Raw genomic sequence first — 18,486 nt, forward strand, 5'->3', positions numbered from 1 at the left:
GGGCGGGTGGAAGACTCCGGCCCGCGCTCCGTGTTCACCCGCTCCGTGTTCACCCGACGGCTGACCACCGGGCGGCTGTACGCGCTCGACGCCCTGGCCGCCGTCGGTCTCACCGTGGCGGTACCGGCGGGCCACGGCACGGGAATGGTCACGGGTACGGGCGCGGGGGTGCCCGGCTGGGCGCTGTGGCTGATCGCGGCCGGAACCGGCGCGCCCGTCGCGGTACGGCGCCGGTGGCCGGTCCCGGTCTTCTGCGTGGTCCTCATGGCGTCCGTCACGGCGGAGGTCCTCGGTACCACGCGTACCCTCTTCGCCGCCGTGGCCCTCGCGCTCGCCCTCTACACGGTCGCGCTGACCCAGCCCCGGCGCCGCTGGCTGCCGACCCCGGTGATCGCGGGGGTGGCGGCGGCCGGGGTGTTCGGCCTCTCCGCCACGGGCTCGTCGCGGACCGGGCCGGTCGACACGGGAGAGATCCTGTCCGTGGCCGCGGTGCTGAGCGCGGCGTGGACGGCGGGCCGTGCCGTACGGGAACGGCGTGCCTTCGCCGCCCGCGCGGCCGAGCAGCGGACCGAACGGGCGGTGGCGGAGGAACGGCTGCGTATCGCACGGGAGTTGCACGACGTCGTCACCCACAGCATGGGCCTCATCGCGATCAAGGCGGGGATCGCCAACCATGTCGCCGGGGAACGGCCGCAGGAGGCCATGGACGCGCTGCGGGTCATCGAGGCGACCAGCCGTGGTGCGCTGACCGACATGCGTCGCATGCTCGGCGTACTGCGGTACGAGCCGGAGGCGGGAGCGGGCCGCGGTGCGGGCACGGGAGCGGGCGCCGAACCGGAGCTGAGCCCGGCGCCCGGCCTGTCCGGCCTTCCGGAACTCGTCGAGCGGGCGGGGGCGGCCGGTGTCCACGCCACCCTGCGGGTCGAGGGGCCCGACGGGCTGCCGGAGGGTGTGGGGCTCTCGGTGTACCGGATCGTGCAGGAGGCCCTGACGAACGTGGTGAAGCACGCCCCGTCGGCCCGCTGCCGGATCACGGTCGAGACCGGTGGAGCGGGTGCGGAGGGCGGGGAGGGCGGGGAGGTACGGATCGAGGTGACCGACGACGGCGGGTGCGGAGCCGGTCCGAGGGTCCCGGGCGGTCATGGCCTGATCGGTATGCGGGAACGGGTCGCGCTGTACGGCGGCACCCTGACGGCCGGGCCGCGCCCTGGGGGCGGCTTCCGGGTGGCGGCCCGGCTGCCCTACCGGCCGGCCCCGCCCGCGACGCCCCCGCCCACGACACCCCTGCCCGGTCCGGGCGCGGGCGCCACCAGACCGAGGTCGTAGGCGGCGATGACGAGTTGGACGCGGTCGCGGGCGCCGAGCTTGTCGAGCAGCCGGCTCACATGCGACTTCACCGTGGGCAGACCGACCCGCAGCCGGCTGCCGATCTCCGCATTGGAGAGCCCTTGGGCGACCAGGACGAACACCTCGCGCTCCCGGTCGGTCACCCCGTCCGGCCCCCGCGTGACCGGCGCGGGCCGCCCGGGGTCCCGGGCGAACTCGGCGATCAGCCGCCGGGTCACGGTCGGCGCGAGCAGCGCCTCCCCGGCGGCGATGACCTCGATGGCCGTCAGCAGACCGGCCGGCTGGGTGTCCTTGAGCAGAAAGCCACTGGCCCCGGCGCGCAGCGCGCCGTGGACGTACGTGTCGAGGTCGAACATGGTCAGAATGAGCACCCGCACCCCGGGCTGCCCACCGGGCCCGCAGATCCGCCGGGTCGCCTCGATCCCGTTCAGCTCCGGCATCCGTACGTCCATCAGCACCACATCGGGCCGCTCCCGCTCGGCGAGCTCCACGGCCTCCCTGCCGTCGGCCGCCTCACCGACGACCTCCAGACCGGGCGCGAGGTCCACCAGCACCCGGAAGCTGCCCCGCACCAACGCCTGGTCGTCGGCGACCACCACGCGAATCGCCATACCCGTCCCCGCCTCCTGCCGTTCCCGCTCCGCTGCCGTTCCCGCTCGGCTGTCGCTACGAGCCGCCGAAGCTCGCGAAGTACGTCGCCGCCATGTCGTCCTCCCCGTGCCCCTGGGCCTCCGCCCGGCGGAAGCGTTCCGCGCCCGCCGCCGCGAGGTCCAGGCGTACGCCCTCGGCCGCGCCCGCCGCGACGATCAGGCGGGCGTCCTTGGCCGCCGTGGTGACCGTGAAGCTCGGCGTGTAGTCGTCGTTCAGGATCGCCCGGGACTTGACGTGAAGGTAGCCGCAGTCCAGCGAACCGCCCGACATGGCCTCCAGGAAGTGGTTCGGGTCCACGCCGAGCCCCTTGGCCAGGGAGAGCGCCTCGGCCGTGCCGTTGGTGAGGGCCAGGACCCAACTGTTGCAGACGAGCTTGAGCCGGGTGGCCGCCGCCGTGGTGCCGTCCTCGCCCAGCCAGACGGTACGGCTGCCCACCGCGTCCAGGACCGGGGCGAGCGGCCCCCGTGCCTCCTGCGGGCCCGCGGCCAGGATCAGGAGGTCGCCGCTCTCCGCGGGGGCCCGGGTGCCGAGGACCGGGGCGTCGACGAAGAGCAGCCCCTGCTCCGCGGCCCGTTCGGCCAGCGGGGTGATGGCCTCGACGCCCACCGTCGTCGACTGGAGCCAGACGGCGCCACGGCGCAGGCCCGGCGCCGCGGCCTCCATCGCCTCCAGCGCGGCCGGTCCGTCGTACAGCATCGTGACGACGACGTCCGCGCCGCTCACCGCGTCGGCGGGGGTCCCGGCGACCCGGGCGCCGTCGGCGGCGAGAGGTTCGGCCTTGGCCCGGGTGCGGTTCCAGACGCGTACGTCGAGTCCTGCGCGGCAGAGGTTACGGGCCATCGCGGCGCCCATGATTCCGGTGCCGAGGACGGCTACTGCGAGTGTGTCAGCCATAGGGCCACCGTAGGCCCGGCCCCGGTCACCCGCACGGGCCGGTCCGCCGCACGGGCGCGCCGCGACCGGACCCACCGGACCAGCCGGACCGACCGGGCGTCCGCTCAGACCACCTGGTGGAGCCAGCGCACCGGGGCACCCTCGCCCGCGTACCGGAACGGCTCCAGTTCGTCGTCCCACGGCTTGCCGAGCAGCTTGGCGATCTCCGCCGCCAGCACGGTCTCGCCCTGCTGCGCGCGGGCGAGTGCGGCCCGCAGCCGGTCCTCGGGGACCAGGATGTCGCCGTGCATGCCGGTGACCGCGTGGAAGATGCCCAGGTCAGGGGTGGCGCTGTAGCGCTCGCCCTCGGCCGTGGGGCAGGGTTCCGCGGTGACCTCGAAGCGGAGCATCTGCCAGCCGCGCAGCGCGGAGGCGATCTTGGAGGCGGTGCCCGCCCGGCCCTTCCAGGAGACCTCGGCCCGCCAGGTGCCGGGTGAGGCCGGCTGCCTGATCCAGTCGAGCTGGACCCGTAGCCCCAGTACTCCGGCCACCGCCCATTCGACATGGGGACACATCGCGCGCGGTGCGGAGTGAATGTACAGAACTCCACGTGTCGTCACCGGGACCTCCAGTGTGGGACGAGGTTCGCCTTTCCCAGCGGCCTCAGTAAACAGCATCGGGAGTGAAACTCCGCAAAAGGGACAGCTTGTGACGTGAGGTAATTTACCGGAGCCGAGCGATCAGGCGCCTCTGTTTCGACGTGGGAAAAGCTATCGTGCGGTGGGGTGCCCGGGGTGACGTACCGTCGGTCCCGAGGCCGATATGCGCGAAGCCTTCACTCGCCCGAACGGCCCCGGGGCGGCCGGCCCCCCGGAAGACCGAGCGCACGTAACGGACGCCGATCGGGAGGCCAGATGCGAGGAGAGAGCCTGCGGAGCCGTGGCGGGCCCGGACGGGCCCGTACCGTGGTCGCGGCCGTGACCGCCGCCGTCCTCGCCGGGACGGGGGTGCTCACCGGGTGCACCTCCTCCGGCCCCGCCTCCTCCGACTCCTCCGCGGAGGCGGCCAGGCCCTCGCCGCGCCCCACCCCGGTCTGGGACCGCAGCCCGTCCTCCGTCGCCGCCGTCGGGGACTCGATAACGCGTGGCTTCGACGCCTGCGGGGTGCTCGCGGACTGCCCCGAGGTGTCCTGGGCGACCGGTACGGACCGCGCCGTACGGAGCCTCGCCTACCGGCTGCTCGGCTCTCCGCCGGCGGAGCTGCTCGCGGAGAAGACCTGGAACTTCTCCGAGACGGGCGCCCGGATGGCCGATCTGCCGGCCCAGATGGCGCGGGCCGCACAGCACGAACCGGAGCTGGTCACGGTCCTGGCCGGCGCCAACGACGCCTGCCGGAACTCGGCGCAGCGGATGACTCCGGTCGACACCTTCAAGTCCTCGTTCGAGGCGTCGCTGCGCCAACTCCGCGCGAGCGCGCCCAAGGCGCAGGTGTACGTGTCGAGCGTGCCGGACCTCAAGCGGCTCTGGTCGACGGGGCGCGGCAATCCGCTGGGCCGTCAGGTCTGGAAGCTCGGGATCTGCGCGTCGATGCTCGGCGACTCCCAGGACGACAGCGAGGCCGCCGAGGAGCGGCGGGATCTGGTGTACGAGCGGGTGGTGGCGTACAACGGCGCGCTGCGGGACGTGTGCGCGAAGGACAAGCGCTGCCGGTACGACGGCGGCGAGGTCTTCGCCTTCCGGTTCAGCGGCAAGCAGCTCAGCCCCTGGGACTGGTTCCACCCCAGCAAGAACGGGCAGGGCAGGCTGGCGGAGATCGCGTACCGCAATGTCACGGCGGCGCGGCCGCCCGCGTAGGGTGCTTGATCGTGACTGTCATGAACACCGAGCGCGTCGGCGCCACGCCCGAGGGTACGCCCGTCGACCGCTGGACCCTGGAGCGGGCGGGTACCCGGATACGCCTGCTGACGTACGGCGGCATCGTGCAGTCGGTGGAGGTTCCCGACCGGAACGGCTCCGTCGCCGACATCGTCCTCGGCTTCCCCGACCTCACCGGTTATCTGGACCACCGGGGCCCGTACTACGGGGCCCTCGTCGGCCGTTACGCGAACCGGGTCGCGGGTTCCGCCTTCACCCTGGACGGGGTGGTGCACCGGGTCACGCCCAACGAGGGGCCGAACTGCCTGCACGGCGGCGCGTACGGCTTCGACCGGCGGGTGTGGGACGCGGAGCCGGTGGGCGGGGACGAGTACGGGGTACGGCTGTCGCGGGTCAGCCCGGACGGTGAGGAGGGGTTCCCCGGCCGCCTCGACGTGTCGGCGTCGTACACGCTGGACGAGGACGGGGCGCTGCGCATCGCGTACCGCGCGGTGACGGACGCCCCCACGCACATCGCGCTGACCAACCACACGTACTGGAACCTGGGCGGCGCGGGCGGCGCTCCGGCGACGGCGGGGCACGAGCTGCGGATCACGGCCGGCCGGATCACCCCGGTGGACGGTTCCCTCCTGCCGACCGGGGAGTTGGCGCCGGTCGACGCCACGCGCTTCGACTTCCGCACGTCCCGTCCGGTGGGCCCCGGTTACGACCACAACTTCGTCCTGGACGGCGGGCGGGGCGACGGCGCCCCGGAGGACGCGTTCGCGGCCGAGCTGTACGACCCGGCGTCCGGCCGGGTGCTGACGATCACCACCACCGAGCCGGGGCTCCAGCTCTACACCGGGGACCACTTCGACGGGAAGCCGTTCGGGCCCGGCGCCGGGATCGCGCTGGAGACCCAGCACTTCCCGGACTCGCCGAACCGGCCGGACTTCCCGAGCACGGTGCTGCGGCCCGGCGAGGTGTACGCGTCGACCACGGTCTGCCGGTTCTCCACGCGCTGACGCGCCGCGCACAGGGGTGCGGCCCCGGGGTGGTGTCAGGTTCCGCCCCGGGGCCGCACGTCTTCGCTCCCGCCCGCTCACCTCACGCCAGGCCCTTGGCCTCCACGAGGGTGCTCAGCCGGCGGTCGGTGACGGAGCGGGCCGCCTGGACCTCGTACGTACCGGTGACGTACCGCCACGAGTCGGACGCCTCGTCCCAGATCTCGAACGCCCGGCGGCGCAGCGGGATCCGTACGTCGACGCGCTCGCCGGGGGCCGCCTCGACGGAGGCGAAGCCGGCCAGCCAGCGCGCCGGGCGCTCCGCCTGGTCCGCCTCCGCCGCGATCACCGGCGCGAGATAGATCTGGACGACCTCGCGGCCCGTACGCGGTCCGGTGTTGCGCACCCGCACCCACGCCTCCTCCGGGGTGGCGGCGATCGTCTCGTACTCCCAGTGGGTGTAGCCGAGGCCGTGGCCGAAGGGGTACGCGGGGGTCGCGCCCGCCCGCTCCCAGGCCCGGTAGCCGATGAACACGCCTTCGGTGTACGGGAGTTCACCGTTCTCCGGGGTGGTTCTGGTGACCGGAGCCTCGGCGAGGACGGCGGGCCAGGTGGTGGGCAGCCGGCCGCCCGGCTCCGCCGCGCCGAGCAGGACGTCGGCGAGCGCCCCGCCGCCCTCCTGGCCGGGGAACCAGGTCAGCAGCACCGCGGCCACGTCCGTACGCCACGGCAGCTCCACCGGGGAGCCGGTGTTGACGACCACGACCGTGTTCGGGTTGACGGCGGCGACGGCGCGCACGAGGTCGTCCTGACGGCCGGGCAGCCGCAGGCTCTCGCGGTCGAAGCCCTCGGACTCGACTCGCTCCGTCGTGGCGACCACGACCACGGCGGTGGCGGCGGTCCGGGCGGCCTCGACGGCCTCCGCGATCAGCTCGTCGGGGTCGTGGCGCGGGCCGAGGTGGAGCAGGGAGAACGCGACGGCGCTGATCGGGGCGTCCGGGATCGTGAAGACGGTGTACCGGAGGGAGACCTCGACCCGCTCCCCCTCGGTGAGGGTGGTACGGGCGCGCTCCGCGGGCGCCCCGAAGAACTCCTCGAACGGGTCGGCGCCGGGGCCGGGCTCCTGGGAGCCCTCGAAGAGGACGTCGCCGCCGACGGTCAGCCGGAAGCCGCCGAGGCCCCGGGTGCCGAAGGCGTGCTCGCCGCTCTCCCGGGGCGTGAACGTACCCGTCAGCTCGATGGAGTGGAGCGTCTCGTGGGTGACCCCGTCGGGCAGGTCGCTGCCGGCCCACTGCACCCGGCCGTCGGGGACGGGGGCGGTGCCCAGGACCCGCCCCGCGGCGTCCCGGCAGACGGCGGTCAGCTCGAACCCCTGGGCGGCGTCGGCGAGTTCGTCGCTGGGGTCGGCGCCGATCGCGTACGTCAGACGCCCCGGCGGGAGCGCGGCGGTGAGGCCGTCGAGCGGGGAGACCACATGGTCGGGGAAGACGGTCGCCGAGCCGCCGCCGAGGACCCGGGCGTCGCGGGCGGCGGCGCCGCTGAGCGCGATCGTCCCGTCCGCCGGGTCCAGCGGGAGCGCGGGGCTGCCGCCCCGCTCCTCGTTCCGTACGAGGACGAAGGAACGGCGGGCGATCTCGCGGGCCAGCGCCTCGCCGTCGATCGGCGCGGGCGGGGCGGTGACGGCGGCGGGCGCGCAGTCGAGGGCGCCGACCCGGGCGGCGAGCAGCAGGACCCGGCGCACGGCGTCGTCGACGGCGGACTCCGCCACGTCCCCGGCCCGTACGGCGGCGGCCAGCGCCTCGCCGTAGACCGTGCGCGGCCCCGGCATCGCGACGTCCAGACCGCCGAGGAGCGCGCCGACGGTGGAGCGCGCGGCGAGCCAGTCGGAGACGATGTAGCCGTCGAAGCCCCATTCGCCGCGCAGCACATCGTTCTGGAGGTAGCGGTGCTCGGTCATCGTGGAGCCGTTGACCTGGTTGTACGCGGCCATGATGCCCCATGGGTGGGCGTTGGCGACGATCGCCTCGAAGGGCGCGAGATACAGCTCGCGCAGGGGGCGCGGGGCGACGAGGTTGTCGACGGTGAAGCGTTCGGTCTCGGCGTCGTTGGCGACGAAGTGCTTGACCGTCGTACCGACCCCGCCGTCCTGGACGCCGAGCACATAGCCGGTGCCGATCTCGCCGGTGAGGTACGGGTCCTCGCTGTACGCCTCGAAGTGCCGGCCGCCGAGCGGCGAGCGGTGCAGGTTGACGGTCGGCGCGAGCAGGACGTGCACGCCCTTGCGGCGCGCCTCCTGCGCGAGCAGCCGGCCCGCCTCGCGGGCCAGCCCCGGGTCCCAGGAGGCGGCGAGCGCGGTCGGGGACGGCAGCGCCACGGACGGGTCGCCCGCGGTCCAGCGCACTCCGCGTACCCCGACGGGCCCGTCGGACATGACGAGGGACGCGAGCCCGATCTCGGGCAGGCCGGGCAGGGACCACATGTCCTGGCCGGCCAGCAGCCGGGCCTTGGCGTCCAGATCGAGCGCGCCGAGGGCCGCGGCGACGGCGGCGCCACGTGCCTCATCGGCCCGGGTGGTGGGTGCGTCGGCCACGGCCGTACCTCCTCGTCGAGTACTGGCGGTCGAAGGAATGGTTACATGGGGACGCCCAATTCTGTAGACCGGTAAGTTTGGTTATTTTTCCGTTACTTTTGAAGCACGAGGAAGTACGAGGAAGTACGAGGGAGCGGGCGATGGCGAGGGCCAGAAGCGAGGAGCGGCGCGCGGACATCCTCCGCGCCACCCTCGAAGTGATCGCGGAACGCGGCTACCGCGGCGCGACCCTGGGCGCGGTGGCCGAGCGCGCCGGCCTGACCCAGCAGGGGCTGCTGCACTACTTCCCCACCAAGGAAGCGCTGCTCCTCGCCGTCCTGGAGGAACGCGACCAGTGGGACACGGGCGGGCGCAGCGACGGCCGGCGCGGGTGGCGGCTCGATCTGCTGGGCTCACTGGTCGAGTACAACGCGATGCGCCCCGGGATCGTGCAGACCTTCTCGGCGCTGCTCGGCGAGAGCGTGACGGAATCCCATCCGGCGAGGGAGTTCTTCACCCGCCGCTACACGCAGGTGCGGGCCGAGATGACCGAGGTACTGCGCTCCGAGTTCGGCGACCGCCTGCCGGGCGGCCTGACCCCGGAACAGACGGCGCCCCTGCTGACGGCGGTGCTGGACGGACTCCAGTACCAGTGGCTGCTGGACCCGGAGTCCGTGGACATGCCGGCGGCGTTCCGCGACTTCCTGACCCTGCTGCGGGCGGAGGAACACGGCACGGAGCCTCCGGGGGGCACGGGCTCACCCGGTTGAGTCTGCCGCCTCTCCCCGGCCGGTCCACCCGTGGCCATGGTCAACAGGGCTGTCCGGAGGCGATACTTCCGCCACCCGACGGAAGGACTCCCGTGAGACTCACGCCCCTACGGATACGCCTGCGCGTACGGCCCGATCGGCTCGGGATCGTGCTGCTCACCACCGCCGCGCTCACCCTCGCCGTACTGCCTCCGGCCGCCTCCGCCACCCCGGCCGCGAGGGCTGCCACGCCCACCGTCGAGGAGCAGCGCCTCGACCGGGCGGTGCCGCGGGAGATCCTGCGGCGCAGCGGGTTCGACCAGGTGGCGCCCGGGTTCGTACGGGCGTTGCGCGGCGCCGCGTCGTACCGGGCGGCCGAGCGGGCCGTCGGGCGGGAGGGGGCGCGGCTGTGGCGGCAGGCGGTGGACCGGGCGCAGGGGCGTGGGCCCGCGCTCGGGGACCTGAGCCGGGACGACGACCGGCCATTGTACTGGGCGCGGCTGGCGATGAGCCGTGAACTGCGGCAGTGGCAGCCAAGGTTCGGGCTGTCGGAGGCGGCGCGCGCCCGGCTGCTCGGGACGCTGGAGCGCACCTCGCGGGGGCAGGACTCCATGGCCTTCCCCAGGACGGACCGCAAGGACGTCAAGCGGATCGTCGTGACCGGCTTCGACCCGTTCACCCTCGACCGTGACATCCGGATCAGCAACCCGTCGGGGGCGACCGCGCTCGCCCTGGACGGCACGGTCGTCGAGACCGCCGAGGGGCCGGCCAGGATCGAGGCCGCCGTCTTCCCCGTCCGCTGGCAGGACTTCGCCGACGGGACGGTGGAGCGGGCGCTGCGCGGGCCGCTGGCGCGGGCCGATCTCTTCACCACGGTCAGCCAGGGCCGGGTCGGCCGGATCGACGTCGAGCGGTTCAACGGTGCCTGGCGGGGCGGGTTCGGGGACAACGAGAACGTCTCGGAGACCGGCCTCGTCCCGGTGAGCGACCCGGCCTCGCAGCCGCAGTGGACGGTGACCAGCCTGCCGTACCGCTCGATCGTGGCGGCGGACACCGGCCGCTTCCCCGTCTACGACAACACGTCCGTGACCGAGGTCCCGGCGGGCGCCACCGCCCCGGTGGTGCGTCCTGACGGGCCGACGCCCGGCTCCGCGGCCCGCGCCGGGGGCGGCGGGGACTATCTCTCCAACGAGATCGCCTACCGGGCGACCCTGCTGCGCGACCGGCTCGGCCAGGACATTCCGGGCGGCCATGTGCACACGCCGGTGCTCCAGTTCGGGGCCGGGAACACGGACCCCGCGACGGGGACGGTGACCGACCCGGAGTTCGTACAGAACCGGCTGGACATCATCGCGCAGCTCCGGTCGATCATCACCGTGGCCGCCGACGCCTCGTAGGCGCGAGCGGACGCGGACGCGCGCGGACGTGCCCGGCTACTTCTCCAGTGTGAGCGGTACGCCGGGCCGTCCCGCCCCCGCCCCCGCGCCAGCGGCCGTGTCGTCCGGCTCCGGCTCGCGCTCCCCCGTCAGGTCGCGGACCAGCAGCGTCGCTCCGGCCACCGCCCCCGGCATCAGGAAGACGGCGACGACCGGGACGAGGAAGGCGAGCGCGATCGGGACGCCGAAGCCGAGCGTGAGCATCCGCCGGCCGCGCAGCAGCGCGAGGCGTTCCTTCAGCTCGACGCCGCGCCGCTGGAGCGCGACCGCCGTCAGCTCCTCCGCCAGGAAGTAGCCGGTGACGCAGAAGCCGAGCACGGGCACGACCGTCTGCCCGACGACCGGGATGAAGCCGAGCGCGAAGAGCAGGATCCCGTAGAACGCCACCCGGACCAGGATGCGCAGGCTGTCCCGGCCGGAGATCCACAGGTCGCGCCAGAGCGGCAGCTCCGAGGTCGGGACCTCGCCGCCCTCCGCGCGGTCGACCTCCTCGGACAGCGACTCGTAGAAGGGCTGGCCGATCAGGAGTGTCACGGCGGTGAAGGTGATCACCGCGAGGAAGAGCCCCAGGACGAAGAGGAGCACGGTAAGGAAGCCGCGGAAGAGCCCGAGCCAGGGCGAGGCCCAGTCGTCGGCGAAGGGTGTCGTCCAGGCGATCACGTTGTCGGCCCCGTACCCGAGCCCGACGAGCGCGCCCGCGTACAGCACGAGGGTGACCAGACCGGGCAGCAGCCCGAACCCCAGCCACCGGCCATGACCGGCGACCCAGCGCTGGCCCTTCATCACATAGCCGAAACCCGACCCCAGATCACGCATGGGGGTCAGCCTACCGGCGCGGACGAGGCCACCCCTTGCCTGTCCCGGGGTGCAGCCTGTAGACCCCTGCGTACCGATCAGCGTCGATCACCCTCCCCCCGTCCACCTCACTGGAGGAAACCCACGCATGGGGATACCCCGACCGCTCCTGCTGACCACCGCCGCCACGGCCGGTGCCCTGCTGCTCGCTCCGCTGCCCGCCTCCGCCGCTCCGGTACGGGAGGACGCGCCGCGGCCCCATCCCGTACGGGAGAGCGGCCCGCGCGAGAGCGGCCCGCAGGCGGCTGCCGCCACCGCCGCCCCTACCGGTACGACGGCCACCGGCGGGGGCGGCGCCGCGCTCCCGGACAGCCGCGCCTATCCGCGCCGCACCGTCCTGGACGCCCCGCCGGAGAACCCGGCCGACAAGTCGATCAAGCTGGGCCTGGCCCCGTACCACTCGCTCGCTCCCCGGCTCAACGCCCTCCAGAAGCTGGGGAATCGGGTGAGTGTGGAGGTCGCGGGCCGCTCGGCGGGCGGGCATGAGCTGTATCTCGTCACCGTCACCGCGCCGGAGAGCGCGCGGGAGGTGCGGGAGCAGCGGCGGATGCGCGAGCTGATCGAGAGCGCGCCGGCGCTGGCCGCCAAGGACCGCCGTATCAAGTCCTCGTACAAGACACCGGTGTTCATCAACAACAACATCCACGGCAACGAGTGGGAGGGCACGGACGCCGCCCTGAAGCTCATCGAGGAGCTGGCGAAGGCCAAGGACAGCGGGACGGCCGGGCTGCTCGCGTCGAACCGTATCTATCTCAATGTGACCGCCAACCCGGACGGCCGAATAGCCGGGACCCGCGCCAACTCCAACGGCTTCGACCTCAACCGGGACTTCATCACCGGCTCGCAGCCCGAGTCGCGCGCCGTGCGGCGGATCGGCATCGACAAGCAGCCCGCCGTGATGCTCGATCTGCACGGCTACGTCAACGGGACGCTGATCGAGCCGACGACACCGCCGCACGGCGAGAACTACGAGTACGACCTCTTCCTGAAGAACGCCTACGCCAACGCCCTCGGCATGGAGAAGGCGGTGAACGGCCTCGGCTACACGTCCGGGAAGGACGGTGTGAACCCGGCCGTCATCCCCTTCCGTGACCAGCAGGAGGGCTGGGACGACTGGCCGCCGGTCTTCACCCCGCAGTACATGGCCTTCCAGGGCGCGGTGGCCTCGCACACCGTCGAGTTCCCGATGCGGGTCAACAACAGCTCGTACGACTCCCTCCCGGTCACCGAGTTGCGCCGACGCTCCGCGATCAACACGGACATCGCCGGAGCGGTGATGCGCTCGACGCTCAAGTGGACTGCGGAGAACCGGACTTCGGTGCTCGCGGACCAGATCGAGACGTTTCGGCGGGGCGCGGCGGGCGAGGCCCAGCGGCCGGTGTCCGAGCAGACCGTGCCGGGGGTGCCGGGCATCGGCCCGGAGGACGTGTACACCACCGACTTCCCCCGCGCGTATGTGATCCCGGCGGGCGCGGGGCAGCGTTCGGCGACGGCGGCGGCCCGGCTGGTGGACCATCTCGTCGCCAACGACGTACGGGTGCGGCGTGCGAGCACCGGCTTCCGGCTCGCGGGGACGTGGTACCCGGCGGGTTCGTACGTGGTCGACATGCACCAGGCCAAGCGCGGTGTGGCCAATGTGATCCTGGACGCGGGCCGGGACATCAGCGCGGACGTCTCCACGATGTACGACATCTCGGGGTGGAGCCTCGGGCTGCTGTGGGGCGCGAGCGTCGACAAGGTCCAGAAGGTGAGCGGCGGTTCGTACGGGCCGGGGCTGGTCCCCGGGCGTACGGTGTCGGCCGCCGCCCCCACCGGACAGGTGAGCCCGGCCGGTGATCTGCGGCTGCGGCTGGACGACCCGAAGGAGCTGGACGCGCTCAACTCCCTGCTGGCGCAGGGCGTGAAGGTACGGCGGGCGGCGGACGGCTCAGCGATCGTGCCGTCGTCGGCGCGCCAGCGGGCGGCCGTGCTCGCGGACCGCTACGGGGTCGCCTTCACCGCCACGAAGGAGAAGGGCACGGGCGCGCTGCACCGTACGCGGGTCGCGGCGGCCGTGACCTCGGGTGAGGTGTTCGCCCTGCGGGAGATGGGGTTCGAGGTGGTGCCGGTGTCGGCGGCCACGCTCAACGCGGGCTTCGACTGGTCGTCGGTGGACGTCCTGTTCGTCTCGTCCGGACTGCGGTACGCCGACCTCGGCGCGGCGGCCCGTACGGCCCTGGGTTCCTTCCTCGGCGCGGGCGCCCACGGCGGTACGGGCGACGGCGGGGGCCTGGTCGCCCTCGGCTCGGCCGGGGCCGCCTTCAACACCGCCGCCGGGCTGCTGCCCGCCACGGCGGTCGCGGGCAACGGCGACGCCAACGGGGTGGTCCGCGTGACGAACACGGGCGGCACCGTCACGGGCGGCGCCCCCGCGCACTCGTTCGTCTACTCGCCGCTCTGGTTCACGGAGCTCGGGTCCGGGGTGCGCGTCGACCAGGCGTACGGAACCGGCAACCCGCTGGTGTCGGGGCACTGGCGCGCGACGGAGAACGGTACGGGCGCCCCGGGCGACGCGGCGGGCCGGGCGTCGGTCGTCAGCGGGACATCCGCGACGGGCGCGCGGGTGACGCTGTTCGGCACGGAGCCGCTCTTCCGCGACCACCCGAAGGGGCTGTTCCCCCAGATCGGCCGCGCGCTGCTGGCGGCGGCGGGCTGACCGGGTCCGGATCCTGAGCGCGCAGGGGCCGTTCCTCCGGTACAGGTACCGGAGGAACGGCCCCTCTGTTGTGCTGTGTTGTGTTGTGCTGTGTGTCAGGCGGGCCTGATCTGCCACTGCTGGCAGGTGTTGCTCAGCCAGGACCACTGCCGTACGTCCGCCCCGTCGGCCGTGGAGCAGTTGGCGACGTCCGCGACCTTGCCGCTGCGCGCGTTCACGAGCCGTACCCAGCCACCCTGTTCGGTGACGACCGGCCGGAACGCCTGGCAGAGGTTGTTGAGCCAGGACCACTGGCGCAGATCGGCGCCGTCGGCGACGGAACAGTCCGCCGTGTCCAGGACCTTGCCGGTGGCGGCGTTGACGAGCCTGCTGGTGTCGTTGCCGAGATCCTCGAAGCGCCAGCGCTGCTGGGCCGCTCCGTTGCAGGTCCACTGCCGCACATTGGCACCGTCCGCCGTCGAACCCCCCTCCACCTCAAGGCACTTGCCGCTGTTGCGGTTGACGACGGTGTACGCGGACGGGGTGGCCGCGCTCTCCCCGGAGGGCCCGGCGAGGGTGGCGCCGAGGGCGACGGGGGTCCCGAGGTCGGGGGTGCCGTCCGCGTTCCAGGTGAACTTCTGGGCGCGGGTGGTGCGGCCGTTGTCGCACCCTTCGCCCGCCGCGTCGTTGGCGTGGTAGACCATCCAGCTCTCGGTCCCGTCGGGCGAGTTGAAGAACCCGTTGTGACCGGGGCCGTACACCCCGGCCGCGTCGTCACGGCTGAAGACGGGCGTGGACTTCTTCGTCCAGGACGACGCGCTCAGCGGGTTGGTCCCCGTGTAGCTGAGCTGGCCGAGCTTGTAGTCGGGCGTCCAGCAGCCGCTCGCGGAGTAGACGATGAAGGTCCTGCCGCCGCGTTGCAGCACCTCGGGGCCCTCGTTGACCGTACCGCCGGACCGCTCCCAGGCGAGGGTCGGCGTGGAGATGGTGGAGAAGGGCCCGCTCAGGGTGTACGGGTTGCTCATCGGGGCGATGACGAGGTTCTGCGTGCCGCCGCCGTTCGCGCTGCCCAGCAGATACAGCGAGCCGTTCAGGGTGAGCAGACTGGCGTCGAGCATCCAGTCGGCGCCGAGCTGGTTGCGGTAGGTGTACGGGCCCATGGGGTCGGCGCCGGCGCTCTCCAGGACGTGCACGCGCTGGGTGGGGTTGTAGTCCGCGATGCCCTGGCCCGCCACGTAGTACAGGTACCAGTGGCCGTTCCAGAAGTGGATCTCGGGCGCCCACATGTTGCAGCAGCGCGAGGAGGTGGAGTCCGACCACACCTGGACGCTCGGCGCGGTCGACAGTCCGGCCAGGGTGGGCGACTTGCGCATGGTCAGCTCGGACGTCCAGGACGTCGTGATCAGGTAGTAGTTGCCGTCGTGGTACTGGATCCACGGGTCGGCGCCCTTCTGCGCCTTGACCGGGTTGGTGTACGGGCGCCCCTCCGCAGCGCCGGCGGCCCCGGAGAGCTGGGCGGCGAACACGGCGAGGAGCAGGGCCAGCAGGAAGACCAGGGGACGGCGGGTCCGCCCGGTCGCCGCGACGCGAGCGGTGGGTGTCATGACCGGCCCCCGTCAGTACGCCGTCGGCCAGCCGCCGGACCAGCTCAGCAGGTTGACGCCGAGCTTGGGTGTGCCGTTGTCCTGGCCGTCGTAGTAGTGGTAGACGAGCAGGTCGCCGTCGCTGTCCGGCATGATCGACTGGCCGCCGGGGCCGATGTAGCGGCCGTGGCTCTCCAGCACGAGCGAGCCGCCGTTGTTCATCATGTTCACGCCGTTCTTGTCGACGTAGGGACCGGTGACACTGGTGGCCCGGCCGACCTTGATCTTGTACGTGGAGCTGGTCCCGGCGCAGCACGTGTCGTACGAGGCGAACAGGTAGTAGTAGCCGTTCCGCTTGACCACGACGGGCGCCTCGACGGCCTTGGTGCCGGTCGGCCGCGAGGCCAGCGAGCGGCGCGCGGTGTCACCCGCGTACTGCTTGCCGGTGGCCGGGTCGATCCTGATCATCTTGATACCGGTCCACCAGGAGCCGAAGGAGAGCCACCACTTGCCGTCGTCGTCGACGAAGAGGTTGGGGTCGATGGCGTTGTAGTCGCTGCTCGCGCCGGACGTGTACACGATGCCGTAGTCGCTCCAGCTCCCGGGCTGCCCGGTGGTGGAGCCGGCCAGCCCGATGGCGGAGGTGCTGGAGCCGAAGGACGAGACGGCGTAGTACATCAGGTACTTGCCGCCGTGGTACGAGATGTCCGGCGCCCAGGGGTCCTTGGCCGAGGAGTACGTGGACCACCAGCCCGGCAGGGTGGTGAAGGCGGAGCTGTTGCGGCCGAAGGCGATCCGGTCGGTGGAGGTACGGGCCTGGAGGCCGTCGCCGGTCGAGTAGAGCAGGTACTGGCCGGACGAGGTGCGCAGCATCGTCGGGTCGTGGACGACGATGTCGCCGGTGACCCGGCCGGGGTTGGGGTAGGCGGAGGCGCTGCTCGGGACGAGGGCCAGGAGGACGGCGGCGGGCAGGGCGAGGAGGGTGGCCCTGCGGGACGTCCGGGACCTGCGCGGGGCGTGGGGGGTGTGAGGGGCGTGGGGGGCGTGGGGGGTACGGAAGGTGCGGCTCACGCGAATTCTCCTTACGGCGTGCGGGGAAACCGTTCGGACCGTTCGTGCTGTTCACGCTGTTCGTGCCGTTCACGCTGTTCGCGTTCACGTTGTTCGGCATGTCGAACTGTGATCGTTACTTCGGACGGGAAGCTAGAGTCGAAGCGCTTCCGCGTCAACGGTTCACGCAGACATCGTCACGCTCCCCACACGACGCCCCACCTCACCCGGCCGCCCCGGACACCACACGGCCCCCGGTGGAACCGCTCCACCGGGGGCCGGGCGTCGTACGGCGGCGGGTCAGCGCAGCCGGATCACGTTCCAGGACAGCGGCTCCAGCGTCGCCGTCAGCGCGCCGTCGGCGAGCACCGTGCCCTCCCCCGCGTGCGGGGCGACCCGCTCCTGGTCCTCCAGGATGTTCTTCGCCTCCGGGTCGGCGTCGGCGAGCACGGAGTGCTCCACCAGCTCCGTCACGCCGAGCCCGGCGAGCGCGACCTCCAGCGGCAGCGCCTGCGTCTGGCTGCGGTTGACGGCGAAGACGGTGACCGCGCCGTCGTCGGCCCGTACGGCGGTGGCGTGCAGCAGATCCGTCTCGCCGTGCTTCTTCGTCTCGTGCGACGGCGAGTCGACCCGTACATCCAGGACCGTGCCGCGGCCGTACTTCGCCGCCTGCGCGAACGGGAAGAAGGTGGTCTGCCGCCAGGCGGGCCCGCCGGGCTCGGTCATGATCGGCGCGATCACGTTGACCAGTTGGGCCAGACAGGCCACGGCGACCCGGTCCGCGTGGCGGAGCAGGGCGATCAGCAGGGAGCCGAAGACGACGGCGTCCGTCACCGAGTAGACGTCCTCCAGGAGGCGGGGGGCCTCCTGCCACTCCTCGACCGGGTGCGGGTTGGGCTTCTCCATGTACCAGACGTTCCACTCGTCGAAGGAGAGGTTGATCTTCTTCTTCGACTTGAGCCGCGCCCCGACGTGGTCGCAGGTCGCGACGACCTTCTCGATGAAGGTCTCCATGTCGACCGCGGAGGCCAGGAAGGAGTCGCGGTCGCCGTCCGTCTCCCAGTAGTAGGCGTGCAGGGAGACATGGTCGACGAGGTCGTACGTCTCGGCCAGTACGGTGGCCTCCCACTCCGCGAAGGTCGCCATCCCTGAGCCGGAGGAGCCGCAGGCGACCAGTTCGACGTCCGGGTCGATCTGGCGCATGGCCCGCGCGGTCTCGGCGGCGATCCGCCCGTACTCCTCCGCGGTCTTGTGGCCGGTCTGCCAGGGCCCGTCCATCTCGTTGCCGAGGCACCACAGCTTGATGCCGTACGGGTCCTTGTCGCCGTGCGCCCTGCGCCGCTCGGAGAGTTCCGTGCCGGCCGGGTGGTTGGCGTACTCCTGGAGCTCGATGGCCTCGGCCACCCCGCGGGTGCCGAGGTTGACGGCCATCATCGGCTCGGCCTCGGGACCCGCCTTGCGGACGAAGTCGATGAACTCGGAGAGCCCGAAGCGATTGGACTCCGTGCTCTTCCAGGCCAGGTCGAGCCGGCGGGGCCGCTCGTCCACGGGGCCGACGCTGTCCTCCCAGCGGTAGCCGGAGACGAAGTTGCCGCCGGGGTAGCGGATGGCCGTCGGGCCCAGCTCCCTGACCAGGTCGAGGACGTCCCCGCGGAGCCCCGCCTCGTCGGCGGTCGGGTGGCCCGGCTCGTGGAGACCGGTGTAGACGCAGCGGCCCAGGTGCTCGACGAAGGAGCCGAAGAGACGGGGGTTCACCTCACCGACGGTGAAGTCGGGGTGCAGGGTGAAGCGTGCGGAACGGGTCATGACTTCCTCAACTGACGACGGAACGGGGAGAGCGGG

Annotated in this window: 14 protein-coding genes; 6 read left to right on the forward strand and 8 right to left on the reverse strand. The window is 72.6% G+C overall.

Translation table 11 applies throughout. The features are described from left to right. The first annotated feature begins 6 nt into the window (after nucleotides 1–6). Nucleotides 7–1,326, forward strand: coding sequence for a sensor histidine kinase (locus ACIO3P_RS03420; protein ID WP_401850592.1), 1,320 nt, complete (start codon nucleotides 7–9; stop codon nucleotides 1,324–1,326). Here the strand turns inward: ACIO3P_RS03420 and ACIO3P_RS03425 are convergent. The 3 genes from ACIO3P_RS03425 to ACIO3P_RS03435 form a co-directional block, all read right to left on the reverse strand. After that, complete coding sequence (locus ACIO3P_RS03425) at nucleotides 1,242–1,958, reverse strand: response regulator transcription factor (protein ID WP_329827279.1); 717 nt, start codon at nucleotides 1,956–1,958, stop codon at nucleotides 1,242–1,244. The two genes, ACIO3P_RS03420 and ACIO3P_RS03425, sit on opposite strands and share 85 nt — an antisense overlap. Nucleotides 1,959–2,013: 55 nt before the next feature. After that, complete coding sequence (locus ACIO3P_RS03430; protein ID WP_401850594.1) at nucleotides 2,014–2,892, reverse strand: NAD(P)-dependent oxidoreductase; 879 nt, start codon at nucleotides 2,890–2,892, stop codon at nucleotides 2,014–2,016. 104 nt (nucleotides 2,893–2,996) lie between these two features. Further along, complete coding sequence (locus tag ACIO3P_RS03435; protein ID WP_329827275.1) at nucleotides 2,997–3,491, reverse strand: DUF3145 domain-containing protein; 495 nt, start codon at nucleotides 3,489–3,491, stop codon at nucleotides 2,997–2,999. 294 nt (nucleotides 3,492–3,785) lie between these two features. Here ACIO3P_RS03435 and ACIO3P_RS03440 point away from each other — a divergent pair, with 294 nt between their 5' ends. Both ACIO3P_RS03440 and ACIO3P_RS03445 read left to right on the forward strand, forming a co-directional pair. Then, the gene (locus ACIO3P_RS03440) at nucleotides 3,786–4,724 is read left to right on the forward strand and encodes an SGNH/GDSL hydrolase family protein (protein ID WP_401850597.1); all 939 of its coding nucleotides are present in this window, start codon (nucleotides 3,786–3,788) and stop codon (nucleotides 4,722–4,724) included. A 20-nt stretch (nucleotides 4,725–4,744) separates the two neighbouring features. Further along, complete coding sequence (locus ACIO3P_RS03445) at nucleotides 4,745–5,749, forward strand: aldose epimerase family protein (protein ID WP_329827272.1); 1,005 nt, start codon at nucleotides 4,745–4,747, stop codon at nucleotides 5,747–5,749. Nucleotides 5,750–5,831: 82 nt separating this feature from the next. Here ACIO3P_RS03445 and ACIO3P_RS03450 read toward each other — a convergent pair whose 3' ends face one another. Then, nucleotides 5,832–8,318, reverse strand: coding sequence for a beta-glucosidase (locus tag ACIO3P_RS03450; RefSeq protein ID WP_401850602.1), 2,487 nt, complete (start codon nucleotides 8,316–8,318; stop codon nucleotides 5,832–5,834). 140 nt (nucleotides 8,319–8,458) lie between these two features. Between ACIO3P_RS03450 and ACIO3P_RS03455 the strand changes: the two genes are divergently transcribed. Continuing rightward, nucleotides 8,459–9,067, forward strand: coding sequence for a TetR/AcrR family transcriptional regulator (locus ACIO3P_RS03455; protein ID WP_401850605.1), 609 nt, complete (start codon nucleotides 8,459–8,461; stop codon nucleotides 9,065–9,067). Between the two features lie 92 nt (nucleotides 9,068–9,159). Further along, nucleotides 9,160–10,443: a pyroglutamyl peptidase gene (locus tag ACIO3P_RS03460; RefSeq protein WP_401850608.1), complete on the forward strand. Its 1,284-nt coding sequence runs from the start codon at nucleotides 9,160–9,162 to the stop codon at nucleotides 10,441–10,443. A 36-nt stretch (nucleotides 10,444–10,479) separates the two neighbouring features. On the opposite strand, the gene ACIO3P_RS03465 is transcribed toward ACIO3P_RS03460, so the two are convergent. Beyond that, nucleotides 10,480–11,298, reverse strand: coding sequence for an EI24 domain-containing protein (locus ACIO3P_RS03465; protein ID WP_401850611.1), 819 nt, complete (start codon nucleotides 11,296–11,298; stop codon nucleotides 10,480–10,482). 127 nt (nucleotides 11,299–11,425) lie between these two features. Here ACIO3P_RS03465 and ACIO3P_RS03470 point away from each other — a divergent pair, with 127 nt between their 5' ends. Further along, complete coding sequence (locus ACIO3P_RS03470) at nucleotides 11,426–14,032, forward strand: M14 family zinc carboxypeptidase (protein WP_401850613.1); 2,607 nt, start codon at nucleotides 11,426–11,428, stop codon at nucleotides 14,030–14,032. Nucleotides 14,033–14,127: 95 nt separating this feature from the next. Here ACIO3P_RS03470 and ACIO3P_RS03475 read toward each other — a convergent pair whose 3' ends face one another. The 3 genes from ACIO3P_RS03475 to ACIO3P_RS03485 form a co-directional block, all read right to left on the reverse strand. Continuing rightward, nucleotides 14,128–15,615 (reverse strand): family 43 glycosylhydrolase, encoded by a 1,488-nt coding sequence (locus ACIO3P_RS03475; RefSeq protein WP_401850616.1) that lies wholly within the window; start codon nucleotides 15,613–15,615, stop codon nucleotides 14,128–14,130. A 12-nt stretch (nucleotides 15,616–15,627) separates the two neighbouring features. Further along, nucleotides 15,628–16,566, reverse strand: coding sequence for an arabinan endo-1,5-alpha-L-arabinosidase (locus ACIO3P_RS03480; protein ID WP_329827447.1), 939 nt, complete (start codon nucleotides 16,564–16,566; stop codon nucleotides 15,628–15,630). 378 nt (nucleotides 16,567–16,944) lie between these two features. Further along, nucleotides 16,945–18,450 carry an alpha-N-arabinofuranosidase gene (locus ACIO3P_RS03485; RefSeq protein ID WP_401850617.1) on the reverse strand — a complete coding sequence of 502 codons (1,506 nt, stop codon included), beginning with the start codon at nucleotides 18,448–18,450 and terminating at the stop codon, nucleotides 16,945–16,947. Nucleotides 18,451–18,486: the final 36 nt, after the last annotated feature.

It is taken from the genome of Streptomyces sp. NPDC087310, assembly GCF_044744405.1.
In the GTDB taxonomy this organism is placed as follows: domain Bacteria; phylum Actinomycetota; class Actinomycetes; order Streptomycetales; family Streptomycetaceae; genus Streptomyces.